This is a genomic window from Streptomyces sp. YIM 121038 (genome assembly GCF_006088715.1).
GTDB lineage: Bacteria > Actinomycetota > Actinomycetes > Streptomycetales > Streptomycetaceae > Streptomyces.
On sequence record NZ_CP030771.1, the window covers coordinates 2,193,357 to 2,217,607 of the forward strand.

Annotated in this window: 26 protein-coding genes; 11 read left to right on the forward strand and 15 right to left on the reverse strand. The window is 71.0% G+C overall.

The window, feature by feature from the left end:
- Window positions 1-136 precede the first annotated feature (136 nt).
- Both C9F11_RS08825 and C9F11_RS08830 read left to right on the forward strand, forming a co-directional pair.
- Entirely contained in the window at window positions 137-1,891 is a 1,755-nt protein-coding gene (locus C9F11_RS08825; protein WP_138958718.1) for a S8 family peptidase, read from the forward strand.
- A gap of 74 nt (window positions 1,892-1,965) precedes the next feature.
- Complete coding sequence (locus C9F11_RS08830) at window positions 1,966-2,649, forward strand: hypothetical protein (protein WP_138958719.1); 684 nt, start codon at window positions 1,966-1,968, stop codon at window positions 2,647-2,649.
- Between the two features lie 125 nt (window positions 2,650-2,774).
- Here the strand turns inward: C9F11_RS08830 and mshC are convergent, their stop codons facing one another.
- The 4 genes from mshC to C9F11_RS08850 form a co-directional block, all read right to left on the reverse strand.
- A complete protein-coding gene (gene mshC, locus C9F11_RS08835) occupies window positions 2,775-4,004 on the reverse strand; it encodes a cysteine--1-D-myo-inosityl 2-amino-2-deoxy-alpha-D-glucopyranoside ligase (protein WP_138958720.1) in 1,230 nt (409 codons plus the stop codon).
- A gap of 77 nt (window positions 4,005-4,081) precedes the next feature.
- Window positions 4,082-4,912 carry an SCO1664 family protein gene (locus C9F11_RS08840; RefSeq protein ID WP_138958721.1) on the reverse strand — a complete coding sequence of 277 codons (831 nt, stop codon included), beginning with the start codon at window positions 4,910-4,912 and terminating at the stop codon, window positions 4,082-4,084.
- On the reverse strand, window positions 4,876-5,466 hold the full coding sequence (locus tag C9F11_RS08845; RefSeq protein ID WP_138958722.1) for a DUF3090 domain-containing protein: 591 nt from the start codon (window positions 5,464-5,466) through the stop codon (window positions 4,876-4,878). The genes C9F11_RS08840 and C9F11_RS08845 overlap by 37 nt, the downstream gene beginning before the upstream one ends.
- 90 nt (window positions 5,467-5,556) lie before the next feature.
- On the reverse strand, window positions 5,557-6,243 hold the full coding sequence (locus tag C9F11_RS08850; protein ID WP_138958723.1) for a histidine phosphatase family protein: 687 nt from the start codon (window positions 6,241-6,243) through the stop codon (window positions 5,557-5,559).
- Window positions 6,244-6,305: 62 nt separating this feature from the next.
- Here C9F11_RS08850 and corA point away from each other — a divergent pair, with 62 nt between their 5' ends.
- On the forward strand, window positions 6,306-7,304 hold the full coding sequence (gene corA / locus C9F11_RS08855; protein WP_138958724.1) for a magnesium/cobalt transporter CorA: 999 nt from the start codon (window positions 6,306-6,308) through the stop codon (window positions 7,302-7,304).
- A gap of 100 nt (window positions 7,305-7,404) precedes the next feature.
- Here the strand turns inward: corA and C9F11_RS08860 are convergent, their stop codons facing one another.
- On the reverse strand, window positions 7,405-8,193 hold the full coding sequence (locus C9F11_RS08860; protein ID WP_138958725.1) for a ferritin-like domain-containing protein: 789 nt from the start codon (window positions 8,191-8,193) through the stop codon (window positions 7,405-7,407).
- Between the two features lie 222 nt (window positions 8,194-8,415).
- Entirely contained in the window at window positions 8,416-9,477 is a 1,062-nt protein-coding gene (locus C9F11_RS08865; protein ID WP_138958726.1) for an LLM class F420-dependent oxidoreductase, read from the reverse strand.
- Window positions 9,478-9,688: 211 nt separating this feature from the next.
- On the opposite strand from C9F11_RS08865, the gene C9F11_RS08870 reads away from it, so the two are divergent.
- The gene (locus C9F11_RS08870; protein WP_138958727.1) at window positions 9,689-10,678 is read left to right on the forward strand and encodes an aldo/keto reductase; all 990 of its coding nucleotides are present in this window, start codon (window positions 9,689-9,691) and stop codon (window positions 10,676-10,678) included.
- Window positions 10,675-12,975, forward strand: a complete 2,301-nt coding sequence (locus tag C9F11_RS08875; protein ID WP_171075676.1) for a helix-hairpin-helix domain-containing protein — start codon at window positions 10,675-10,677, stop codon at window positions 12,973-12,975. The genes C9F11_RS08870 and C9F11_RS08875 overlap by 4 nt, the downstream gene beginning before the upstream one ends.
- A gap of 154 nt (window positions 12,976-13,129) precedes the next feature.
- Here C9F11_RS08875 and C9F11_RS08880 read toward each other — a convergent pair whose 3' ends face one another.
- From C9F11_RS08880 to C9F11_RS08890, 3 genes are all read right to left on the reverse strand, one after another.
- Entirely contained in the window at window positions 13,130-13,906 is a 777-nt protein-coding gene (locus tag C9F11_RS08880) for a hypothetical protein (protein ID WP_138958729.1), read from the reverse strand.
- Between the two features lie 145 nt (window positions 13,907-14,051).
- Window positions 14,052-15,218 carry a site-specific integrase gene (locus tag C9F11_RS08885; RefSeq protein ID WP_249401650.1) on the reverse strand — a complete coding sequence of 389 codons (1,167 nt, stop codon included), beginning with the start codon at window positions 15,216-15,218 and terminating at the stop codon, window positions 14,052-14,054.
- Between the two features lie 8 nt (window positions 15,219-15,226).
- Window positions 15,227-15,682: a helix-turn-helix transcriptional regulator gene (locus tag C9F11_RS08890; protein WP_138958731.1), complete on the reverse strand. Its 456-nt coding sequence runs from the start codon at window positions 15,680-15,682 to the stop codon at window positions 15,227-15,229.
- A 99-nt stretch (window positions 15,683-15,781) separates the two neighbouring features.
- Between C9F11_RS08890 and C9F11_RS08895 the strand changes: the two genes are divergently transcribed.
- Window positions 15,782-15,979, forward strand: a complete 198-nt coding sequence (locus C9F11_RS08895) for a helix-turn-helix domain-containing protein (RefSeq protein WP_138958732.1) — start codon at window positions 15,782-15,784, stop codon at window positions 15,977-15,979.
- An 80-nt stretch (window positions 15,980-16,059) separates the two neighbouring features.
- Here the strand turns inward: C9F11_RS08895 and C9F11_RS08900 are convergent, their stop codons facing one another.
- Window positions 16,060-16,446 (reverse strand): hypothetical protein, encoded by a 387-nt coding sequence (locus C9F11_RS08900; RefSeq protein ID WP_138958733.1) that lies wholly within the window; start codon window positions 16,444-16,446, stop codon window positions 16,060-16,062.
- Window positions 16,443-17,036: a hypothetical protein gene (locus C9F11_RS08905; protein ID WP_138958734.1), complete on the reverse strand. Its 594-nt coding sequence runs from the start codon at window positions 17,034-17,036 to the stop codon at window positions 16,443-16,445. The genes C9F11_RS08900 and C9F11_RS08905 overlap by 4 nt, the downstream gene beginning before the upstream one ends.
- Window positions 17,037-17,499: 463 nt before the next feature.
- On the opposite strand from C9F11_RS08905, the gene C9F11_RS08910 reads away from it, so the two are divergent.
- Window positions 17,500-18,168, forward strand: a complete 669-nt coding sequence (locus tag C9F11_RS08910; RefSeq protein ID WP_138958735.1) for a hypothetical protein — start codon at window positions 17,500-17,502, stop codon at window positions 18,166-18,168.
- A gap of 466 nt (window positions 18,169-18,634) precedes the next feature.
- Here the strand turns inward: C9F11_RS08910 and C9F11_RS08915 are convergent, their stop codons facing one another.
- From C9F11_RS08915 to C9F11_RS08930, 4 genes are all read right to left on the reverse strand, one after another.
- Window positions 18,635-19,546 carry a bifunctional DNA primase/polymerase gene (locus C9F11_RS08915; RefSeq protein WP_138958736.1) on the reverse strand — a complete coding sequence of 304 codons (912 nt, stop codon included), beginning with the start codon at window positions 19,544-19,546 and terminating at the stop codon, window positions 18,635-18,637.
- Entirely contained in the window at window positions 19,543-21,324 is a 1,782-nt protein-coding gene (locus tag C9F11_RS08920) for a phage/plasmid primase, P4 family (protein ID WP_138958737.1), read from the reverse strand. Before C9F11_RS08920 ends, C9F11_RS08915 begins: the two co-directional genes overlap by 4 nt.
- Complete coding sequence (locus C9F11_RS08925; protein WP_138958738.1) at window positions 21,321-21,671, reverse strand: hypothetical protein; 351 nt, start codon at window positions 21,669-21,671, stop codon at window positions 21,321-21,323. Before C9F11_RS08925 ends, C9F11_RS08920 begins: the two co-directional genes overlap by 4 nt.
- 420 nt (window positions 21,672-22,091) lie before the next feature.
- Window positions 22,092-22,697 (reverse strand): GntR family transcriptional regulator, encoded by a 606-nt coding sequence (locus C9F11_RS08930; protein WP_138958739.1) that lies wholly within the window; start codon window positions 22,695-22,697, stop codon window positions 22,092-22,094.
- A gap of 459 nt (window positions 22,698-23,156) precedes the next feature.
- Here C9F11_RS08930 and C9F11_RS49640 point away from each other — a divergent pair, with 459 nt between their 5' ends.
- The 4 genes from C9F11_RS49640 (at window position 23,157) to C9F11_RS08945 (ending at window position 24,235) form a co-directional block, all read left to right on the forward strand.
- A complete protein-coding gene (locus tag C9F11_RS49640; protein WP_269078074.1) occupies window positions 23,157-23,285 on the forward strand; it encodes a hypothetical protein in 129 nt (42 codons plus the stop codon).
- Window positions 23,286-23,529: 244 nt separating this feature from the next.
- Complete coding sequence (locus tag C9F11_RS08935) at window positions 23,530-23,793, forward strand: hypothetical protein (protein WP_138958740.1); 264 nt, start codon at window positions 23,530-23,532, stop codon at window positions 23,791-23,793.
- Window positions 23,790-24,044 (forward strand): hypothetical protein, encoded by a 255-nt coding sequence (locus C9F11_RS08940; protein WP_138958741.1) that lies wholly within the window; start codon window positions 23,790-23,792, stop codon window positions 24,042-24,044. Before C9F11_RS08935 ends, C9F11_RS08940 begins: the two co-directional genes overlap by 4 nt.
- Complete coding sequence (locus C9F11_RS08945) at window positions 24,041-24,235, forward strand: hypothetical protein (protein WP_138958742.1); 195 nt, start codon at window positions 24,041-24,043, stop codon at window positions 24,233-24,235. The genes C9F11_RS08940 and C9F11_RS08945 overlap by 4 nt, the downstream gene beginning before the upstream one ends.
- The last annotated feature ends 16 nt before the right edge of the window (window positions 24,236-24,251 follow it).

Here is a 24,251-nt window from a genome sequence, read left to right on the forward strand (position 1 = left end):
ATTGCACACGGTTCCCCCATCAACTTCTGTTCAAACACAGTTGCGGGAAAGGGGGCTGGACGTTCCGGCCGAGCGGTAGCAGGGTGTGCAGCGACCGAACGCCCGGGGTGTGGCAACCGAAGGGAGCGGTGAAGCGATGACCGACCAGGTGCGGCAGGGCGACGATCCGGGAGGCAGTGGCCCTGGACCGGACGGAGCGGGATTCACCTATCGGGCGACCGAGCAGGAACTCATCGTCGTCGCACGGCCGGAGGCCCGGCTGCGCGCCCAGGAGCACGGTGTCCGCTCGGCGACAGGCGCCGACCTCTCGGCCCTGAACATGTTCCTCAGCGACGAACAACTCACCCTGGAGCCGCTGTTCGGCAGCGAGGACCGGCTCCAGGCGGCAGCGGCGGGCACCGTGGACGACGTGCCCGACCTGACCCTCTTCTACCGGGTGCGCGGCAGCGAGGACCGGGCCCCGGAGCTGCGCGCGCGGATCGCCGCGCTGCCCGGCATCGACACGGCGTACGTCAAGCCCGGCGCCGTCCCCGCCACCCTCGGCTCCATCGGGCAGCAGAGCGGCGGCAGCGAGCCCGACGAGGGCCGGCGCCGCAAGGAAGGCGCTCCGGTCACCCCCGACTTCACCGGCCGCCAGGGCTATCTGCGCCCGGCCCCCGAGGGCGTGGACGCGCAGTGGGCCTGGCAGCGGCTCGGCGGCGGCGGTGACGGCGTGACCGTCATCGACATCGAGGGCGCCTGGCAGCTCAGCCACGAGGACCTGTCCGCGCGGCTCGCGGGCGTGGTCATCGGCACCCCGATCCAGGACCTGTCGTGGCGCAACCACGGCACCGCCGTGATCGGCGTGATGGGCGGCGACCGCAACTCCTTCGGCGTCACCGGCATCGTGCCGGACGCCGTGACGGCGGCCGCGTCCTTCCTGCCCAGCGGCACGGCGGCGACCATCCACGCGGCCGCGGACCGGCTCGCGCCCGGTGACGTCATCCTCATCGAACTGCACCGGCCGGGACCGAGGTTCGACTTCGAGGACCGCGACGACCAGCGCGGCTACATCGCCGTCGAGTGGTGGCCCGACGACTACGCGGCGGTCCGCTACGCCACGGCCAAGGGCATCGTCGTCGTCGGGGCGGCGGGCAACGGCGCCGAGTCGCTCGACGACGCCCAGTACGAGCGCCGTCCGGACGAGTTCCCGTCCTGGTGGCGCAACCCGTTCAACCCGTCCAACCCGTCGTCCGACGCCGTCCTGGTCGGCGCGGGCGCGCCGCCGCCCGGTACGCACGGCCGCGACCACGGCCCGGACCGCTCGCGCCTGGCGTTCTCCAACTACGGGGCGCGCGTCGACGCGCAGGGCTGGGGCCGCGAGACCACGACCACCGGCGGCTTCTGGAACCAGCCGGGCGACCTCCAGGGCGGCGTGGACGAGATCGCCTGGTACACCGACACGTTCTCCGGCACGTCGTCGGCGTCCCCGATCGTGGTCGGCGCGCTCGTCTCGCTGCAGGGCATGCTCAAGGCGGCGGGCCAGCAGCCCATGACGTCCGCACGCGCGCGTGCGGTCCTTCGGGCGACGGGCTCGCCGCAGCAGGACGCGCCGGGCCGCCCGGCGTCGCAGCGGATCGGCAACCGCCCCGACATCAAGGCGGCGGTCACCAAGCTGCTGCCGTCGGCGGTGGGCTCGGGCCGCGCCGAGCGCTACTGGGACGAGCTGCTCCCCTATCCGCCGGAACTCCCGCCGCGCCTGCGGCTCTTCGTGGCCGGGGAGTGGCGCAACCTGAACCACCCGACGCCCGAGATCCGCCAGGCGGTGCACTCCGCCTTCGCGGGCGGGTCCCCCGACGTACGTGTCTGGTTCTCGGACGACGAGGTCGTCGGCCTGGTCGTCACGGGCTGAACACCACGGCAAGCACACGGCAAGCACAGCAAGCACGGCAAACGGACCGACCATTGAGGGAAGGTGGCACCCGCATGAGCACCACCCCGCAAATGAGTCAGCTGGGCCAGCAGTACGGTCAGCAGCCCCCCGGCTCGCAGCAGTACGGCCAACAGCAACCGTTCGGCCAGCAGCAGCCGTTCCAGCAGCAGCAATCCCAGCAGCAGCCCTTCTCGCAGCAGCAGTACGGCCAGCAGCCCTTCGGCCAGCAGGGCCCGAGCACCGCGCCGCCGCAGATCGGCCAGCAGGGCCAGATCGGCCAGCGGCCGTTCGGGCAGCAGGGCCAGCAGCAGCCGTTCGGCCAGCAGGGCATCGGCCAACAGGGCATCGGCCAGCAAGGCATCGGCCAGCAGATCCAGGGCCAGCAGATCCCGCCGCACCTGCGCCAGCAGATGCAGCAGCTCGGCCAGCAGCAGCCGTTCCAGCAGCTGCTGCAGCAGCTCGGCCAGCAGCAGGTCCCGCAGGCGCAGGCACCCACGATCTCCACGCAGGCCCTGTCGGGCAACGTGGCGGAGAGCTTCTGGGACGTCATCCAGCCGCTGCCCGGCCAGGCCACGCTGCTCTATCTGCACGTGGACGGCGACTGGCGCGTCTTCATCAACCCGCTCGACCGCACCCGTGACCAGGTGCAGGAGGCGTTCGCGTACGGGCAGCCGGTCATCGGCTACTACGACACCAACAACCCGGGCATCCTGCTCGCCATCGTGATCACCAGGTGATCCGCACGGCGGACGTCTGAGGCGCCGGGTGAGACGGCGGCGCCGGGCGGAGTCCTTCCCGCCCGGCGCCGCTTGCGTCTGTCCGCCTGCCTTACAGGCGTGCTGACGGGGCCACGTCCGCGTGCCTACAGGGCCACGCCGAGCAGGGCGTCGACGGCGCGCGACACCACGCCGGGCGCCCCCTCGTCCGTGCCGCCCTCGGCGTCCTGACGGGCGGCCCAGCGGTCCACGGCGGCGAGTGCCGCGGGCGCGTCCAGGTCGTTGGCGAGGGCCTCGCGCAGCTCCTCCACCAGGTGCTCGGCGGAGGGTCCGTCCGGCCGGGACACGGCGGCGCGCCAGCGCCCGAGGCGCTCGACGGCGTCCTGGAGGACCTGGTCGGTCCACTCCCAGTCGGCGCGGTAGTGGTGGGCGAGGAGCGCGAGCCGGATGGCGGCGGGGTCGACCCCGTCGCGCCGCAGCTTCGACACGAACACCAGGTTGCCCTTGGACTTGGACATCTTGGCGCCGTTGAGCGCGACCATCCCCGCGTGCACGTACACCTTGGCGAAGGGGTGCTCCCCGGTCAGGGCCTGGGCGTGCGACGCGCCCATCTCGTGGTGCGGGAAGACGAGGTCGGAGCCGCCGCCCTGCACGTCGAAGCCCATGCCCAGGTGGTCGAGGGCGATGGCCACGCACTCGATGTGCCAGCCGGGCCTGCCACGGCCGAGCGAGGCGCCGTCCCAGCTGGGCTCGCCCTCGCGGGCCGCCATCCACAGCATCGGGTCGAGCGGGTTCTTCTTGCCGGGCCGGTCCGGGTCGCCGCCGCGCTCGGCGGAGAGCAGCCGCATGGCGGCGGCGTCGAGCCCCGACACCTCGCCGAAGTGCGGATCGGCCTCTACGGAGAAGTAGACGTCCCCTTCGAGCTCGTACGCGGCGCCCTGGTCCCGCAGCCGCTCCACGAGGGGCACGATCCCGGGTATCGACTCGACGGCGCCGACGTACTCCTGCGGCGGGAGCAGCCGCAAGGCGGTCATGTCCTCGCGGAACAGCGCCGTCTCGGCCTGCGCGAGCTCCACCCAGTCCTTGCCGTCGCGGTTCGCCCGCTCCAGGAGGGGGTCGTCCACGTCGGTCACGTTCTGTACGTAGTGCACCTGCCGCTTGGTGTCGAGCCACACGCGCTGCACGAGGTCGAACGCGTTGTAGGTCGCCGCGTGACCCATGTGGGTCGCGTCGTACGGAGTGATGCCGCAGACGTAGAGACGGGCGACGGGACCGGGCTCGAGGGTGACGAGGCCACCGGTCGCGGTGTCGTGGATCCGGAGGTCGCGGCCCTTGCCAGGCAGGACGGGGACCTCAGAAGCGGGCCAGGCATACATGCCATGAGCCTAACCGGATGCACCGTCCACATACGACCCCGGGGACCATCCCCGGTCCCCCGCCCCCGCGGACGCGCCTACACCGGTGGCCAGGGAATGGCAGGCCACTCCCCCGAGGGCGACGGATGCCGCCCCGCGGCGAGCAGCGCGTCCACCCGCGCGCGGGCGGCCTCCACCTCGGCCGCGGTGAGCAGCTCCCCCAGCCGCGAGGCCAGCGCCCCCTCGGCGGCGAGGGCCTCCCGCAAGCCCGCCAGAGCGGCGACGGCCTCGTCCGTGAGCTTCTCCCCCGCCCACCCCCACAGCAGCGTCCGCAGCTTGTCCTCCACGTGGAACGTGACCCCGTGATCGATGCCGTACAGCCGCTCCGCGGCCCCCACGACCAGGTGCCCACCCTTGCGGTCCGCATTGTTGATCACCGCGTCGAGCACGGCGAGCCGCCGCAGCCGGGCGTCGTCCGCGTGCACGAGCAGCGCCGTGCGCCCCTCCCCGACCTCGGCGAACCCCACGGCCTTCCAGCCGTCCCCGGGCTCGTCCCCGTCGACGAGGGCGAGCAGCTCCGCGCCCTCGCCTGCCTCGTCGGGCGAGTCGATCCACAGCTGGACCATGCCCTCGCCGTAGGGCCCGTCCCGCAGCACGGTGGGCGGCACGAGCCCCCAGCCCAGCGCCTCGGACACCTCGTACGCGGCGACCTCGCGCTCGGCGAGCGTGCCGTCGGGGAAGTCCCACAGGGGCCGCTCCCCGGCGACGGGCTTGTACACGCAGGACACCGAGGCGCCGTCGTGGGCGACCGAGCAGTACAGCACCGCGTTGGACGCCTGCCGGATCTGCCCGCGCACGGTCAGCTCACCGCGGGTGAGCAGCTCCGTGGCGGTCAGGCTCCCCGCCGGTATCCGTTCTGGCGCGGGCATACGTGTCCTTCCGGGTCGAGCGGCAGGCTGCACAGCGGGCACGGCGGACGCCCGGCGTTCACCACGTCGAGGGCGCGCTTGGTGAAGGCTCTGGCCTGCGCCCCGGTGAGCCGGACGCGCAGCATCGGCGGGCCGTTCTCCTCGTCCTGCAGGAGCCTTTCCTCGGCCTCCGCGAGGTCCTCGTCGGAGTCCGCGTCCAGCTCGACGAGGGCCTGCGCCTCCACGATCATCCGTTCGGCCTCGCCGTCCCAGGCCAGGGCCATCGTGCCGACCCGGAACTCCTCCTCGACGGGCGAGTCCAGCGGGGCGCTGTCGGCGACCTCGGTGGGCGCGACGGCGGGCACCGCCGCGCTTCCCCCGCTACGCCGTACCACCTCGTCGAGGAGCTCTTCCATGCGTTCGGCGAGGGCGGCCACCTGGGTCTTCTCCAGGGCGACGCTGGTCACTCGCACTCCGGCGGACGCCTGGAGGAAGAAGGTACGCCGCCCGGGAAGGCCGACCGTTCCGGCAACGAAGCGTTCCGGCGGGTCGTAGAGGAACACCTGACGGGGCACGTCCTGTCTCCATTGGAATCGACTGCGGGTTCTTGGCGCGACAACTGCACTGAACCCTACTGCGGGCGACGATCACGGTCATCGCGCGTCTCACGGTGCGCCTGTGTCTCCCCCCACCTGAGCCTCCTCGCCCGCCGGCTCGGCACGCGGGGCGAGGGACCCGAAGTCCCCGGTGTCCCCGAGGCGGACGAGGAAGGGGCGCAGCCGTGTGTAACGGATCGCCGTGATGGAACACGGTTCTACGGAGATCCGCTGAAAGAGGTCGAGATGCAGTCCGATGGCGTCGGCGACGAGGGACTTGATGATGTCGCCGTGGGAGCACATGAGGTACACGGCGTCGGGGCCGTGGTCGCGCTCCACGCGCGCGTTCCACTCGCGTACGGCCTCGGCGGCGCGGGTCTGCATGGCGCGCAGGGACTCACCGCCGGGGAAGGCGGCGGCGGACGGGTGCTGCTGGACGACCTCCATCAGCGGCTCGTCGGACAGCTCGGCGAGCTTGCGTCCGGACCAGTCGCCGTAGTGGCACTCACCGATGCGGTCGTCGGTGTGCACGGTGAGGTCCGGGCGGGCGGCCGCGAGCGGTGCGAGGGTCTCCCGGCAGCGCTGGAGGGGGCTGGTGACGGCTTCGGCGAGCGGCAGCTCGGCGAGGCGTCCGGGCAGCGCGGCGGCCTGTCGTGCGCCGCGCTCGTCGAGGGCGACACCGGGGGTCCACCCGGCGAGCAGGCCTGCGGTGTTGGCCGTGGAGCGGCCGTGCCTAACGAGGATCAGCGTGGGCATGCGGGTCAGCCTAAGCCGCCGAGCGGGTGCGGCAGCAGTGCTGCTTGGGAAGAATGCCCAGCGTGATCGTCGACTGTGCCATCTACCAGCACGGGCGCCGGACCGAGGGTCCGGCGGACTTCTCGGACGCGCTGGACGAGGCGCGTGCGGCGGGGGACGCCTTCGTGTGGATCGGCGTGCACGAGCCGACGGAGGACGAGTTCGAGCGGGTCACCCAGGAGTTCGCGCTGCATCCCCTGGCGGTCGAGGACGCCCTCAAGGCGCACCAGCGGCCGAAGCTGGAGGTGTACGAGGACTCGCTGTTCATGGTCCTGAAGCCAGTGGTGTACGAACCGGAGAGCGACACGGTGTCGTCGGGCGAGCTCATGATCTTCATGGGGGACTCGTTCGTGGTGACGGTCCGGCACGGCGAGGGCGCGCCGCTCGGCAGCGTACGGCACCGACTGGAAGCGGAACCGGAGGTGCTGAAGCACGGTCCGACGGCGGTGCTCTACTCCATCGCCGACGCCGTCGTGGACCACTATCTGGAGGTCGCCGAGGAGCTCCAGACCGACCTGGAGGTCCTGGAGGCGGAGGTGTTCTCGCCGGACAGCGGCGGCTCGCGGAACTCGGCGTCGCGGATCTACCGGTTCAAGCGCCAGATCCTGGAGTTCCGCCGGGCCACGGGGCCGCTCGCGATGCCGCTCTCCCGGCTCGCCGGGGTGGGCCCGCCCGGCCGCACGGTGCCGTACGTGAACGAGTCGGCGCAGCCCTATCTGCGGGACGTCAGCGACCATCTGACGCGGGTGAACGAGTCCGTGGAGGGCCTGGACCGCCTGGTGACGGACATCCTGTCGGCGCATCTGGCGCAGATGAGCGTGCGGCAGAACGACGACATGCGGAAGATCTCCGCCTGGGCGGCCATGGCGGCCGTGCCCACGATGATCGCGGGCGTCTACGGCATGAACTTCGAGCACATGCCCGAGCTGGCCTGGTGGTGGGCGTACCCGGCGGTGATCCTGCTGATGGCCGTTCTGGAAGTGGTCCTGTACCGGATGTTCAAGCGCCGGGGCTGGCTGTAGCCCACGCGCGCGTGGCGGGGCGTGGCGGGACGCGCGCCCGCACGGGGGCCTGGTGGGGGCCCATAGGGGGCTGTGGGGGCTGTGGGGGCTGTGGGGGCTGTCAGGCGAATTCGGGCGCCGTGGTGGCCGGTCCGCCCAGGGCGTCGCGCCGCTCGGGCATCCGCAGGCTCACCATCTTGCGCCAGCCGCCGACGCGTTCGTACGCGTACAGGGCGTGGACGCCCGCCGCGAGGGCCCTGGCCTTGGTGGGCGTCCAGCCGAGGATGCGGCCCATGCGCTCCATGACGGCGAGGCTGACGTCGCGGTAGATCCGGATCTCGACGTGCGCGGTCTCCTGGAGCGTGCGCTGGATGGCGCGGCCGTGGCCCGCGTACGCGAAGCGGAGCAGTTCCTCGTGGCAGTAGGCCAGGTGGTTGTCCTCGTCGTTCGAGATCATCTTCACGGCCTTGCCGATCTCCGGATGGTCGGCGAAGTGCTTGCGGAGCATCACCATCTGGTCGGCGGCGCGCTGCTCGGTGACCCGGCTGTGCGCCAGGTACGTGATGATGTCCTGCTCGGTCAGCGGCTCGTCGGCGCGGAGCTTGTCGTGCGCGAGGCCGATGCCGTGCTTCTCCAGGAGCATCGTGTAGTCGGTGTCGTGCGGGACGTCGCAGGGCTCCAGCCCGCGTTTGCGCAGGAGCGCGTTGAAGATCCGCCCGTGCTTGTCCTCGTCGGCGCCGTGCCGGGTGATCTTGGGGGCGAGGGCGCGCTGGCTCTCGGGCACGAGGGCGGCGATGCGCCCGTTCTCCCAGCCGCCCTGCGACTCCCCGCTGGCCGCGATGGAGCAGAACAGCCGGAACGACTCGTCGTTGTCGACGATCTCCCCGAAGAGACTCTTGGCCGAAAGCATCCCAGGCACCTCCATACCGTCACGCACCACACGGACTTCCGCAAAGAACGAGTCAAATGCGGAGTGCGGGAGGAGGCAACAGCTGTATGGGCCAGCTCCGCCGAACGAAGGAGTTTCGCGGGCCGAACGGAGCCGTAACCGGAAGGCTCGTCGCGGCGTTGTGCTCCGTGACGGCCGTGGCGGGGAAGACCCCCCGAGCCCCCACCACGGCCGCAGAAATCGTCAGGCCACCGCGGCCCGCTCCAGGGCCTCGGCGCCCGCCCGCAGCGCGGTGAGCCGCTCCTCGAGCGTGAAGCCCGCGGGCGACAGGGTGAGGGTGGTGACCCCGGCCGCCGCGTAGGCCCGCATCCGGTCGGCGATCCGGTCCACGGAGCCGAGCAGCGACGTCGAGTCGATGAGCGAGCGCGGCACGGCGGCGGCCGCGCCGTCCTTGTCGCCCGACAGGTACTTCTCCTGGATCTCGGCCGCCTCCTTCTCGTAGCCCATGCGGCACGCGAGCTGGTTGTAGAAGTTCTGCTTGCGGCTGCCCATGCCGCCCACGTACAGCGCCGCGTACGGCCGGAACATGTCGGCCAGCGCGTCGATGTCCCCGTCGCCGTCCTTGCCGACGGCCAGCGGCAGCGTCGGCACGACGTCGAAGCCCTCCATCGCCTTCCCGGCCTTCTCGCGACCCGCCCGCAGGTGCTTCAGCGCGGTCTCCTCCAGGTGCTCGGCGGCCGGGAAGATCAACAGGGCGCCGTCGGCGATCTCGCCCGTCTGCTCCAGGTTCTTCGGGCCGATCGCCGCGATGTACAGCGGGATGTGCTCGCGCTGCGGGTGCACGGTGAGCTTGAGGGGCTTGCCGGGGCCGCCCGGCAGCGGCAGCGTCCAGTGCTCACCCTCGTACGACAGGCGCTCGCGGGTCATCGCCCTGCGGACGATCTCCACGTACTCGCGCGTACGGGCCAGCGGCTTGTCGAACTTCACGCCGTACCAGCCCTCGGAGACCTGCGGGCCCGAGACGCCGAGGCCCAGCCGGAAGCGGCCGCCGGACAGCGAGTCGAGGGTGGCCGCCGTCATCGCCGTCATCGCGGGCTGCCGGGCCGGGATCTGGAAGATCGCCGAGCCGATGTCGATGCGCTCGGTCCGGGCCGCGACCCAGGACAGCACGGTGGCCGCGTCCGAGCCGTAGGCCTCGGCCGCCCAGCAGACCGCGTAGCCCAGCTTGTCGGCCTCCTTCGCGACGGTGAGGTTGTCCGCGTCCATCCCCGCGCCCCAGTAGCCGAGGTTGATCCCGAGCTGCATGGCCGAATCCCCTTACTCGTGAGTAACGTCCCTGTGCCGGGGACTGTAGCGCGCGGCCGCGCGATCCGTCAGGGGCCGACCGCGCGGGTGCGCCCCGGCCGGTGCCGCGGGTTCGCCCCGGTGGGGCCCTTGGGGGGCATCAGGTTGTCCACACCCGCGCGTTTGTCCACAGGCATGCCCTGCGTGGAGGCATGGCCAGTAATCTCGCGCCATGGAGCAGAGGCATCTCGGCCGCACGGGTCTGCGCGTGTCCCGGATCGGGCTCGGCACCCTCACCTGGGGCCGCCCCGAAGAGACCGGTGAGAACGACGCGGCGGACCTGCTGAAGGCCTTCTGGGAGGCGGGCGGCACCCTCGTCGACACGGCCGACGTGTACGGCGACGGCGAGGCCGAGTACCTCCTCGGCCGCCTCGTGGAGCGGCTCGTGCCGCGCCGCGACCTGGTCATCGCGACCAAGGCGGGCAGCGTGCCGGACCCCGACCGCCGCTTCGACTGCTCGCGCGGCCACCTCCTGTCGGCGCTCGACGCCTCCCTCGCCCGCCTCGGCACGGACTATGTGGACATCTGGCAGGTGCACGCCTTCGACCCGGAGACCCCGCTGGAGGAGACCCTCCAGGCCCTGGACATCGCGGTCACCAGCGGCCGCGCGCGGTACGCGGGCGTGTCCAACTTCAGCGGCTGGCAGCTCGCGAAGGCCGCGACGTGGCAGCTGGCCGTCCCCAGCGCCCGCACCCGCCTCGCCAGTACGCAGATGGAGTACTCCCTGCTCCAGCGCGGCATCGAGCGCGAAGTGCTGCCCGCCGCCCGCGACCTGGGCGTGGGCCTGCTGCCGTCGTCACCGCTCGGCCGCGGCGTCCTGACCGGCAAGTACCGGCACGCGACGCCCTCGGACTCGCGGGGCGCCTCCGAGCAGTTCGCGCCCTTCGTCGCGCCGTATCTGGACGAGGCGGCGAGCCGCGTCGTGGACGCCGTCGCCATAGCGGCGGACGGGCTCGCCGTGAGCCCGCTCCAGGTGGCGCTCGCCTGGGTGCGCGACCGCCCGGGAGTGACCGCCCCGATCGTCGGCGCACGCAACGCGCAGCAGCTCACGGCGGCGTTGTCAGTGGAGACCCTTAGTCTTCCTGACGAGATCTGCCAGGCGCTCGACGACGTGTCGGCGCCCGTGCACCGCTACCCAGACCAGGACTGGAGCACGCTGTGAGTACGGAGTCCGCTGCCGCGGAGGTTGCCGAGCCCGAGGCCCCGGAGGCCGCGGCGGAGCCCGAGGCCGAGGCCGCACCGGAAGCCGACGCCACGCCGGAGGAGGCCGACGCACCGGAGGAGGCCGCGGGGCCGGACGAGGACGCCGGGCCGGAGGAGGCCGACGCGACCGGGGCGGACGACGGGTCCGGGAGCGCGGCGGACGCCGAGGGCAAGGCCGAGGCCGGGAGCGAGCTGTCCGAGGCCGAGGCCGAGCTGGCCGCCCAGCGGGAGCTGCGGCAGCGGATCGAGGAGCGCAAGGCCGCCAAGGAGGGCCCGCTGGAGGCGGGCGCCAAGCTCCAGGGCACGGCGGCGGACCTGCTCGCGGCGGTGCGGGCGGTGGAGAGCGGGGAGAAGCCCGTGGCCTCCGCGTTCCGCGAGCCCCAGCCCGTCGCGCCGCGCAGGCCCGCGCCGGAGCCGGTGCGGCGCCCGGCTCCCGAGGCCCCCGCGGCACCGGCCGAGCCCGCGGCGGACGCCGTCGCCGCGGTGGCGGCGGTGCTCTCCGAGGGCGGCGCGCCCGCCGCGCTCGCGCCCAGGGCTGCGGCCGCGCTCGGCGAGGGTGCCGACGAGCGCCTGCGCGAGGACCCCTGGCAGTTGCTGCGCCTCCCCGGGGTGCGGCCCGAGCAGGCCGACGGCTTCGCGCGGGCGCTGCTCGGCGACGCGTGCGGCCCCGGGGACGAGCGCCGGGGCCGCGCCCTGACGGTGTGGCTCCTGGAGCAGGCCGCCCTCGCGGGGCACACAGCCCTCGACGCGGACGCCCTCACCGCGGCCCTCGGGCAGCGCGCCGTGCCGGACCCGGAGGAGGCCGCACAGGGCGCCCTCGCCGAGGGGGACGTGCTCGTCTTCCAGGACGCGCTGGAGGACGCCCCGCAGGTGGCCCCGGCCGCCGCTCCGGACGGCGAAGGCGCCGATCCCGAGGCGGAGGCCACTGCTCCGGTTCGTGTCCTGTTCGGCCTCGAGCGGTACGCGATGGCGGAGGAGAGCCTCGCCGACGGCCTGGCCCGCGTCATCAACTCCCTGCCGAAGGAGGACGGTTCGGGCCCGGACGCCGAGGCCTGGGAGTCCGCCGCGAGCGCAGCGTCCGGCTCCGCCGCCGAGCTGATCCGCGCCGTCGCCGCGCACGGCCTGGTGCTGCACACCGGCGGCGAGGCGGCACGGGCCGAGCCCGCCGCCCTGGTGGCGGCGGCGCGCTCGCTCGGCCTGCGGGTGTGCGCGGCCGCGCACACGGCGGACGGACAGCGCCGCCTCGCCGAGCACACGGGCACCGGCGCGGACGACGGCGAAGGTGCGGCAGAGGGTGCGGGCACCGCCGTCACCGTGGCCGGGTTGCTGTCCGGCCGGCAGGGGCCCGGGCGGGACGCCGACGGTGCCCTGGCCGTGGACCTCCTCGTGGTCCTGGACGCGCCGCAGCTGGACGTGGAGGCGGCGGCCATGCTCGTCGAGTCCCTGCCGGACGGCGCCCGCCTGGTGCTCAGCGGCGACCCGGGCGTGCTGTGGTCGGCGGGCCCCGGCCGGGTCTTCGCCGACGTGCTCGCGGCCCGCGCCTGCCCGCAGATCGCCTCGCGCACCCCGGACCCCGGCCCCCTCGGGGAGCTGGTGTCCGGCATCGGCGTCGGCGAGCTCACCGAGGTCGCCGCGCCGGACAAGGAAGTCGTGATCGTCCCGGTGCACGACGCCGCCGACGCGATCCGGCGCACGGTGCAGCTCGTCGCGGACTCCGTGCCCCGCGCCATCGGCGTGCCCGCCGAGCACACGCAGGTCATCACGCCGGGCCACGGCGGAGCCGCGGGCACCCGCGCGCTGAACGCGGCGCTGAAGGAGCGGCTGAATCCCGGCCCCGGCCGCTTCGGCGGCTTCGACCCGGGCGACCGCGTCGCCCACGCCCCGGTGCCGGGCCGCACGGCGCTCGGCCGTGTCGTGCGGGCCGACGCGGAGGGCCTGCACCTGGAGTGCGACGGCGCCCCCGTGGTCGTGGCGAAGGAGCGGGTGGAGCAGAGCGTGCGACACGCCTGGGCCGTCACCGCGCACCAGGCGGCCGGCCGCCGCTGGCCCGCCGCGGTCGTGGTGCTGCCGGGCGACGCCGCGGCGGCCCTGACCCGGCCCTGGGTGTACGCGGCGTTCAGCCGCGCCGAGCGCCATCTGTCGGTGGTCCAGGGGGTCGCACAGGCCCTGCCCCGGGCGGTCGCGGAACGCCCGGCCAAGGAGCGCACGACCCGGCTGCGCACACTGCTGCGGCCGCAGCTGCCCGAGACGGACTAGGAAGCACGCGGACGCCCCCCGGCCGGGTTACCGCCGGGGGGCGTTCGCGTGTCCGCGTACGGCCCCGCCGCATGGACGTGACCAGCCACGACGAGGCGTCGGGCGGCGAGGCCGCAGACGCCGGGGCCACCGGTGCGGCGCACCGGCACGGCCCTCAGGCTGGCTCGCCGCGCTTGCGGTCGACGACTTCCACGTCGTCGACGTCGTCGTCGAGCGCCACGACCTCGTCCGGGTCGTAGTCGAGCTCGCCGTCCAGGTCGGGATCGGCCGGATCCGCACCGTCGTCGGCGTCCTCCAGGTCCTCCAGGTCCTCCGGGCCGTCCGGCTCGTCATCGAAGACCGCGCTGACGTCGAAGCGGCACACGACCCGCTGGGGGTCGCTCTGGTCGAAGGGGGCCTCCAGCCACTCGCCCGCCTCGGCGGGCTCGTCCAGGGCCGTCACCCACAGCGTGGAGTCGCCCTCCTCCAGGCCGAATTCCTTGTGCCGGGAGGCGATTTCATCTGCTTCGAACTCACCGAAGAGCAGGCCGATGGCGCCCGGCAGCGTGCCCGCCTGACGGTCGTCGTCCGTCGCGTCCTCGTCCGCGGCCTCGACGCGCGCGGCCTGGGCGAGGAGCCGCTGCGGCTCCGCCACCGCGTAGTCGCGCCGGATCAGCACGCTCAGGGCGGTCGGCTCCGCGGGGCCCTGGTACGGCGGCAGGCTGTCCTCCGCGCCGGGGATCTCGAAGGGGGTGACCTCGTCGTAGCGGTCGTAGAGCAGCTCGTCGTAGGCCTCGGCGGCGGCGGCCAGCTCGTTGAACGCGTCGTAGACGTCCGGATCGTCCTCGCCCGACCTGCGTTCGACCGCGGCGAGATGGCGGTCGAGCGCGGTCTTGACCGCCTCGGCGGCGGCGCGTACCTCGGCAGCGGTGGGCTGCGCAGCATCAGACATAGTGCAGACGCTATCCGTACCGGGCCTGTGCCCGCACAATAGATGCGAGACCCGTTATGGAGACGTGGCACAGACTGCCTGGTCAGAGCATGGTGGGGGCGGATGTGATCCGGCCGGAACGGCTCGCCGTACAGATTCCGTACACCTAGGCGGCCATCGCCAGCTTCCGGCGGGCGTCCAGGGCGGTCGCCACGTCGTCCAGGTCGTCATCCCACAGGTGCGCGTACAGGTCGAAGGTGAGAGCCGCGCTCTTGTGCCCGAGCATCTTCTGGACCGCCTTGGGGTTGGCCCCCGCCTGGATCGCCAGCGAAGCGGCCGTGTGGCGCAGCTTGTGGGGGGTCAGCCCCCGGCCCTGGAGACCGGCGTCCTTGACGGCCTGGCGCCAGATGGGCCGCCATTCCGCGTACGTGAGGGCGCCGTCCTCCCCGGTGAAAAGGAACTCATCGCGCCCCTTGGACTTGGCCAGTTCCTTCAGCTCGCCGAACAGGAACGCCGGAACGGGAAGGGTGCGGCGTTCGTGGTTCTTCGTGTCCTTGAGGATGGTGCGGCCACCCTTGAGCTTGGTGAACGCCTCGACAATCCGCACCGTGCGTTTCAACGGATTCAGGCGACCGGCTTTGATGGCGCTGATCTCGCCCCACCGTGGCCCCGTATACGACTTGAGCCGGATCAGCGTTCCGAACATCGGGTTCTGTTTCGCTGCGGCACACGCCAGTCTTTCCACCTCTTCGTGCGTGAGGTAGACGTGCTCGCCGTCGTCACCCGTGCGCGGAAGCTCGTGATCCTTGAACGGACTGGCCGTGATCTTCCCTGTCTGCACAGCACGCTTCGCGACCATTCCGGCTACCCGGTAGATCTTGACGATCCTTCCGGCGGAGAGCGTCTTCGTCTTCCTGCCGGGCAGCCCCTCCAGGTAGGTCAACCAGTCGTCCACGTCCTCCCATCGGATGGCGGAGATTTTCCAATCCCCCCAGAAGGGGATGACGTAGAGGTCCAGGATTTCACGGTAATCCTCTTTGGTGCGCTCCGTGATCCGCCGCTTGTTCTTGTACCAGTCCTCCGCCAGGGCGGAGATCAGGATTTCCCCCTGGCTCGGGTCGCGATAGCTTCCGCCCTTGAGCTTGGCGGTGATGTCCTCTTGGCCGTTCTCCGCATCGGGCTTGGTCGAATACGTCTTGGCCTTGGGCTTCCCCTGCGGGTCGTACCACCGCACTCTCCAGCGCCCCGGTGGCTGACGCTTCTTCCCCGACGCCTTCCACTTGGCGATGGACTCGATGTAGTCCTTGTGCTCCGCGCGGTCCTCGATCCACACCCGGGCCACTACTCATCCCCTTCCATCGTGAGGTACGGATTTCCGGGAAGGTGGCGAAGCCCCGGGGGCAGGCTGTAGAGCCTGAACTCCCACGCGGCGGTCCGGGGATCACCTTCGGGGTTCAGCGGCTCGTAGCCCTGCGCCCAGGACCATGCGCGATGCAGGGGCAGGGTGCCGCCCCCGGTGACGTCCACGGCCTCCGCCCCGTCGTCTCCGAGCGGGAGGAGAAGGCCGAGGGGGGAGACGTCCAGCACCACGGCCAGCGCCATCAGGTCGGAGACCGTGACACGCTGGAGGCCCCGTTCCATGCGGGAGAGGGCCGACTGGGAGACGGTATGGCCCGCTTCGGTGAGGAGCGCGGACAGCTCGTAGGTGGATTTCCCGCGCCGGGCTCGGGCTCTGCGGATGTTCTCGGCGACGGTGGCCGCTGTCGGGTCTGGTGGTGACTCGTCCATGGATGGCATAGGCCATATCAAATCACGTAGCGTCCCGGAGTGTCTGTTATCGTCCTTGAAGGGCCCTGACCAGGGGTTACATGAGTCGGATTCAGACTTGGAGGGGCGATGGCGGACGAGATCCTGACCCCGAAGCAGGTGGCGGCGGAGTACGGCTTCGCGGTCCACACGCTGAAGAACTGGCGCTGGATCGGGACCGGGCCCGACTACATCAAGGGACCGGGACGCACCGGCCGGATCAAGTACCGCCGCAGCGCGGTGGAGCGGTGGCTGAAGAGCCACACCGTGACCCCTGGCCACACCTGATCCACCTCAAGCACAACGAGAGCCCCGCGACCTGCTGATCAGGTGCGGGGCTTCGCCGTACTCGGTGACCCGGCGGACGCTCAGCCGCGCGCTCCGGCAACGCAGCCTTCCACGTACGCGTCGCTGACCGTCTCGGAGAGATCCGTTCCGAGGCTTTCGGGGCTGACGTTCTCCTCGCACGCCATCGCGATCTCCTCGGCCGCGTGCGCACCCGAGTCCTCCGAGACGAACAGGAACGCGCCGTCCTTGTAGCCGTCCTCGTACGCGCTCTCCGGGTCTGAGCCGAGGGGATCGCCCGGTGGGCCGTCGGTCGGCGAAGCGCCCTCCAGGATCCGCGCGATGCGCTCGCCGTGCTCCCCCTGTTGCTGCGGGGTCAGCTCCTCGCGATCGGCGCAGCCGGTGAGTGTCGCCACCAGGCAGGCGGACCCCAGAGCCCAACGGCGGACCCTGTTGCCTTTCTGGATCATCCGCGCTCTCCGTGCTCGAACCGGGCGGACCGAGCCGCCCTGACGGCTTCGACCAGGCCGTCACCGAAGGACTTGCGCATCTGCCGCTCATCACCTGCGAACTCCAGCACGCCGGACACCGGGTCCATCACGACCTTCCGGAACCAGTAATCGTCGGCGGTGGCCAGGAATCCTTCATGGTCGCGGAAGAACGCGGCGGTGAAGGCACCGCGGTCCTGGCCGGGGAGGAACTGGTGGTACATCCGGTGACCGGGAGCCCCTGTGAGGAGCAGCACCGGGTGCCCTGTGCCGTCGGCGAGGTCTCGGCACAGGTCGACGTGGCGTCCCTCGTGCTCGTCGTTCTCCACGTGCTTGACCTCGGCGAAGACGGTGCGGTCACCGGGAAGCATGATCTTGAAGTCCGGGAGGTAGGGAGTCCCGTCCAGGACGTACCCCTCCGGCTCGTACTCCCACCGGACACCGAGGGCGTTGAAGAAGACGGCCCACCGGGCTTCCAGGCGCGACCGGAACCGGTACCCGCCGTAGCTGGTCTCGATCGGCGCGGCCTGCACCGGCCTGCGGCGGGGCTTGTTCGGCTTGTGTCGTCCCATGACGTCTCCCTCCCCTGCTTCGCTGGCGAATTACCGAGAATTAGCGAGGACTTGTTCCGGCATTGCGGGCCTCCTGACGTGTCGCTCGCCTCGGCAACCTCTGATGCGCCTCAAGTTCAGTTGGCGCGCGATGGGTTGACGAAAGGGTAGGGCCATGTCGATCTGGAGCCGGGGCGCTGGCCCCGTACGCGCCCACTGGCGCCTTGTCCTGTTCCCCATCGGATTCGCAGCCTGCCTCTGGGGCAATGAGCGGTGGGCTCACGCAACCGCCACGGACCGGGCGGCCAGTCTGGTGTGCTTCTTCGGCGGCCTTGCTCTGGTGCGCCGCTCGGCCCGGTACTGGCAGCCGTTCACTCTCCCGGGGCTCAGGGCGGAGATCGCGGAGCGGGTCTCGGCGAGGTGGCGTTCGCCCGGGTGGGTCCGGCGTCGGGGGCAGGTGCAGGTACTGCTGTGGGGGGCGGTCGTGGCCGCCATCGCGCTGTACGGGTGGCGGCTCCTCATCCACCTGGACACCGCGCGGCCAGACAGGTACATCGACGACGTCCTGAACCTGATGGCCATCTGGGTCCTCCTCCCCATGTTCGCGCAGATGACCGAACCGGAGGATGTTCCGCTGGACCGGCTGGACGGGCGCATCGCGCGGGCCGCGATCACCCGCACGGCATCGAACGCGGCGGGCATCTCCATGGTGGGCGCCATGGTGTACACGATTGTCCTCCCCCGGTACCCGGCGGCGGTGCTGACCGTGGCGGTGACCCTGGGGGTGGTCGTGATCGCCACGGTCCACAAGACGTGGACGCGGACGCGGAAGCTGTGCACCCGTGTCCATACGGATGTTCAGGCGCTGGTACGGGACTTGGAGGATCTTGCGGACAGTCCCGGTGAGGGCCAGCGTGCGACTGCGGTGCGGAGTTGGGATGCGGTGCACCGGGACCTGCTGACGAGGATCGACAGCGGGTACTGGATGCTCGGGATGCCGTTCCTGCCGCCCAGCGAAGTCGCCGCACTGAAGGAGAAGGTGGCGACGGCGGTGCGGGATCTCCCCGGCGACAAGAACGCGGGCGCGGACGTGTTCGCCGACTTCGAGGCGATCCTGAAGGTGTGCGCTGCGCGGATCGACACGGTGGCGTGACCGCGCACCCCGGGGCCCCTGGGCTCCGTGACGGCATCGCCGCACTCGCTTCGCCAAGGGCGCGCCTCGGCGGCCGTCTGCGGCCTCGTGGCGGACATCGGTTGCCATCGATCCATTGTCGCCGGAGAAGAAGAGGCCACGGCGGCGGCCTGGAGCCGACCCTGCACCAGCGTGTACGCGGACAAGCGCCCTGACCTGCACAAACGCGAAGTGTGTAGGGTTGTGCAGGGTTTCCCCATCCCTCGTGTGTATGCGTACGCGGAGGTGGATTGGAGAACCATGCACAACCCTACACTTTTTGCGTTCACGCAGGTCAGAGCGTTGCGGAAGTGTATGGATCGAGCGTTCGACAAGCCGCCTGTACGTGTTGGCAAAGGTCGAAGAGGCCACGTCCTTGCGGGCACGCCGAGATGGCCCCGCCTCTGGATGAGACAGGGCCCCTCGGTCGGTACGGGTCAGCGGATCGTCAGGCCGCCTGCCCCATCGGCACGTTCATTCCGGACGCCGCGAACCCGTTCTGTACGGCCCGGATCGCCCGCCAGTGCTCCAGGCCGGTGGCGATGGCCATGTTCACGATCTCGTCGCCCAGGTTCTCCAGCCCGCATGGTCCGGGGCACTGGGCGTGGAGGCGTCCCATGTGTCGTGCGACGCTCCACGCCGTCCGACCGCGCCCCTGTCCGTCCTGGAGCGGCCGGAGCATGTCCAGGCCGCGCTCCAGGCCCGTGCGTACGTACCGCTCGGTGTGACGGCACCCGGAGGCCACCTGACGGTCCCAGGCGGCCCGTGCGGGGAGCGCGGACGGCACCCGCGAAGAGCCCGCCCCGGTGGCTTCTTCACGTGCCGTCAGCGCGCGCACGGAGTCCGGGAGCTTCACCATGAGACCGTCACCGGGGCCGAGCCAGCGCGCGTACGCCATGAGGGACTTGATGTCGACGCCGGGGCGCACCGCGTTGGCCGACTGCATGGCGCCCAGGTAGATCCAGTGCTGCCCGCGCGTGGTCTCCACAGTGCGGGTGGCGGGCAGGTGTCCACGGGCCCAGGTGACGGCGTCGGCGTTGTCGAGATCCACCACGGTCAGGTTGGCGCCCCCGGGGTGGTAGGCGGTAGCAGCCGCCTTCGTCCAGGCCGTGCTCCAGGCGTCCGAGGAGATGACCTCGGCGCGGGAGGAGGAGGCGGCCCATCCGTGACAGGGCATCGGGCAGGCGCAGGAGCCAGGGATCTTCATGTTCGGCCGCCCACCGCACTGGTTACCTGTGCAGGTGGGGCAGTTGCCGAACGGCACCTTCCCCTGACGCAGGGGCAGGGCGGGGACGCCGACGGAGGCCAGCGCCAAGGCGGCGTGCAGGGGGCCGAACAGGGCGTCATTGCCGTTGATCATGAGGTAACCCCCATGGTCTGCGCCTGGTGACCGATCGAGGCGGCCGGTCGATGGAGGGGCGCCGTTTCGCGGAGCCGGTCAGGGCCTCCGGGGCGGAGCTGGCTCTCCGGTGCCCGTCCGGCGCTCGGACGGCCCGGTGGCGGACTGGAGGGCGCGGAGCACTGCCGCGGATCCCCGGTCGGCGGGTCGCTGAGCGTGGGCTCCTCGTACTCCGGCTCAGTGGGCTCCGGTTCGCCGCCGCTCTCCCCCGCCAGTCCGGCGAGGAGGCCGAGGCCCTTGTAGACGTTCCCCGCGCTGGATCGCTTCTTCTTGTACCCGCGCAGTTCCAGGGCCTTGGCGAACGCCACCTCGCTCCCCGCTGTCCCGTGCTCCTGGCCGGTCGAGAAGCACCACTCGGACCACTTCTCGTACAGGTAGCGGGCCCCGACGCTTCCCCGCGCGACGCTCACGGTCTCCTCCTCCAGGAAGCGGGCCATAATGTCGCTCTCCGCCCGGTACGCCGCCGTCTTGGCGCGTACCGCGTCCGGAGGGTTCAGTCCCTGCTCCTGGTAGGCGAGCCAGCCCTGGTAGGCCCACGCGAGGATCTGGGGGGCGGCGTCCCGCAGCTTCTCGGGGAGCCGGGTGTCCCGCTCCTCTTCGGGGATCACCACGTCGAACGGGACGACAAGGATCCGGCGCCAGATGGCGGGGTCGTCGCCGGACACCTCGGGGAGGTGGTTGGTGAGCATGATCAGGGTGTGCGTCGGGTCGAATTCGATGGGGTCCTGGCGCATGAGATTCGCTTCGATCGGCTCGCCGCCGGTCAGTCGCTTCATGGTCGCCTCGGAGAACTTCCGGCCCTTCTCCGTCTCGGAGCAGAACGCGAGGCGGGCCCCGCGCAGGCGCATCAGGAATGAGGCGTGGCGCTGGTGCTTGGACTCCATCAACATCTCGGGGTCGACGGTGATGGCGTAGTCGCCGAACGCGTACTGGATGGCTCCGGCCAGCACGCTCTTGCCGTTCGCACCGGTACCGGTGAGGAGAGGCAGGATCTGCTCCAGCACGGCCCCGTACATGGAGCATCCGATGAGCCGCTGTACGAAGTCGCGCACGTCCTGCTGGGGCAGGATGCGGTGCAGGAAGTTCTCCCACAGCTCGCTCCGCCCGCCGTCGATGTCGGCGCACGCCCCGGCGACTTTCGTGATCAGGTCTTCGTGCCGGGACTCTCGGAGGGTGCCGTTTTTCAGGTCCAGGACGCCGCCAGCGGTGTTGAACAGGTGCGGGTCGGCGTCCAGGCTCTTGGACGACGTGCTGACCGGTTCCAGGGCTCCGGCGATCTTGGCGATGCCCTCAAGAGCCCCTGCGGACTCCGAGCGACGGATGTCCTTGAACAGGGCCTTCTGGGTGTCCCCGTCAAGGTGCTGAAGGTCGCTCAGGGCGTTGCGGACGGTCTTGACGGCGTAGGCGAGGTGCCGGACCTGATCGTCCGCCTTCCAGCGGAAGCCGTCCCACTCGTGCCAGCCGATCCCGTGTACGCGCCGGAGCTGGTGGCCATACTCGGTGATCATCCGGTCGGCGAACCGAAGCTGTCCGCTGTGGCGCTCCTCGGCCGCCCGGACGCGGTGCTCCGGCTCCGGGATGGACGCGGATTCCTCGCGGGCCTTGTCGACCAGCGCGATGCGCTGCTCCGGGCCGGTGGGTACGGCGTCCTCGCCACCCCACATGTCGTCGTCGCTGAAGGTGGAGCCAGGTGTGGCCTCTTCGGCGATCGAGGCCGCATCGTTCGTGGCGAAGCTCATGCCGCCACCGCCTGACGGGAGATCACAGGCTGGCCGGTGCAGACACCCTTGTGCTCCCGGTACGCCGTGATCTCGGCCATTGCCTTGGCGGCCGTCGATCCAGGCTCGAAGCCGCAGCCGATCGCCCCGTCAGTGCTCGGGTGTGCCAGCCGGGCCTCCTTCTTGGAGGCGTAGCCGTCGTACAAGGCGCGTCCGGTCCACCGGTCCTTGGGCGCGAAGGATCCGCCCGCCCCGCAGGGGCAGCTCCAGGCGACCTCGGGGGTCTCTACCTGAAACTTCTCCTGGTCGGCGAGGGCGCCTTCGCCTTCGACGTGGAGGCGGTAGCTGCCTCCGGGGCGGATGTGCAACCCGTAGGTGACGGGCGCGACGGCCTGTGTGTCTTTTGTGCCGCCGGGGCGAAGGAGTGGTCCGCCCCGTTCACCGGATGGCAGACTGGCGATGGAGGGTGGAAAATCTGACACGGTTGCCCGCTCTCCGCCCGCTCGCCATCTGTACGACTGTCTGACGGACCGTGTACGGTGGCAGCGAGCTTTGGAAAGGGGAAGATCGCGGCGTATCCGCCAAGATGAGACGCGACTTCCATTCGGCCCCCGGTCCTTGTGGCCGGGGGTTTCTTCTTGCCTGACGTGAGTCTGTATTCGATTCACCATGGACTACAAGTGACTCGATCGACCCAGTTCACGACTGTACCCCAACCACGCTAGAGCAGTCGAGCAGGCACGAAGAAACCCCGCGCTCCGAGGAGGGCGGGGCCTAGGACGTGCGGGTCAGTCGCGCGTTGCGGCCTCCACTCGATCCCCCGGGAAGATCCGCACGACAACGGCGCCTTCGGTCCGGGTCAGCAGCGCCAACACGGGCACGAAATCGTGCATCCCGAGGAGCTTCTGCTCCTCGTCTGCGGGGATCCAGGTCCGCACGCAGTGGAATCCACCATCCGGGCCAACGACGCCGCTGTGCGCCTTCTCGACGGTGTAGATGTCCTCGATGCACAGAACCCCATCCCCGGTCTTCAGCAGTCGACGCTGACGCCAAACTGTCGCATCGTCAGCCTGGTCCAGCTCGCGCTTGATCCAGGAGAAGGTGGGCATCTCCTCGGTGCCGATGTCCTCGGCGGTCCAGTCGGCGATCTCGCCGGGCACGACGACGCGCACCGGCTTGGGCGGCCGGATGCGGACCGATCCCCCGGGGCGCGTGATGACGACTCCCCACACGCGCAGAGTCTGAACGGCCTTAGAGATGGTCGCCTGCGTGGTGCGGTACTCACCCTCGGCGAGCTGGCGATAGGTGGGCAGCTTGTCCGTCCATTCGCCCTGCTCAATCCGGCGCTTGATGTCGAGGGCGATGCTGCGCGCCTCCTGCTGTGCAGTGCTCATTCCTTCTCCTGCTCTCTATTACGGCCTAGGCCATCGTCTCGGCTTTGCCCGATATCTGTCAAGGATTGCTCTAGCGCAGTCGTTGACTTTGATCCCTTGATTGCTCTAGTGTAGTCCATGTCGGTAGGCGCTGACCTGGCGAAACGCCAGTGGTTAGTAGTGCGCCCGCAGTACCCGCACGGAGAGCACGACCAGGGCCGGAGCGGACACCGACTTGAGAACTCCATAGACCAGGGATCACGCCGGTAACCCGTCGGCCCTGCCGTGGCAGACAGACCCCTCCGGGGGCTGGATCAGCGCGGCGAACGCACTGCGACCTACGACGTGTCGGGGAAGCGGACAACGCGCAAGGGCAAAGACCGGCACCACACCCGCTCCGGCGGGTGCACCCGCCAGCACAGACTCCATCGACCGCGGCCTGTGCTGGCCGGGCACCAACCGGACTACGAAGGACCCTCCATGACCCAGCCCACCACCGAGCCCACCTGGGCCGACATCAAGCCTCAGTTGGAGCGTCAGCTGGATGACCTCACCGAGGCGTCCAAGAAGCTCGCCGAGGTCATCGCCAACCCGCCCCAGGAGCAGTGATGGACGAGCAGGACTACCGCGACTACCTGACCACGCGCGCCAAGACCTCGGGTCGGTGCTGAACACGTCGCACGCGGCCGGGGGCACCCCCCCCCGGCATCGAGGGCTACCTGGAAGACCTCCAGGACGCGGAAGACCGCTCAGGCGGCCTCTGCAAACGGAAGGCCCGGCGCACTCCTCCAAGAACACGCCGAGCCCACCTGACTGATACCACCACCCAGCTCACGATCGACCTGGAGACGGCATGAACGACCTTACCGCCCACATCCGAAGCGTGGCCGAAGGCATCCGGCACACCGCCCACACGCTCACCACCGACACCTCCACCGACGACCACACCGCCTACGCCCTGCTCGGCTACGCACAGGTGCTGGCGAAGGCGTCGGCCACCCTGCTCGCCGAGATCCACGGCGACAGCGTGAAGGTCATCACCGAGGCCGAGGCCATCACCGCCCAGGCGGCCGACGACGGCCTGATGGCCATCGCCGAGGCGGTGAAGGAGTCGTGATCACCGCGTACCGGCCCGGCTCTCGCGGGGTTCGCGCCTGGACCCCGCCCGCCAGGCCCACCGGCAAGGGCGTCGACTGGATCGCCGTGGAGCGGGCCGCCGACGGCGACTTGGACCCCGCGCTCCTGGGCAACGAGGAACGCCGCCAGACCGCCCTCGTTCTCATCAGGCGAGGAATGCCCCGGCGCTTCATCGCGCAGCGGATCGGAATCTCGGAGTATTGGATCACCAAGTGGGGCGAGGCGGCATGACGGTCTTCGGGGTCAGGGTCACCCCCGAGGAGTACGCCGAGGCCGTGGAGCAGTGCGCCACGGGCGGTTACGAGGGTTTCGAAGACGTGGTGGCCCTCGGCATCCACCGCCGCAACGGCCGCCTCCGTACCGGCGGATACGACGTGGAGACGCGCGGAGACGTGATCTCGTCCGCACCCGGCCTGATCTGAGGAGACACCGTCTCCG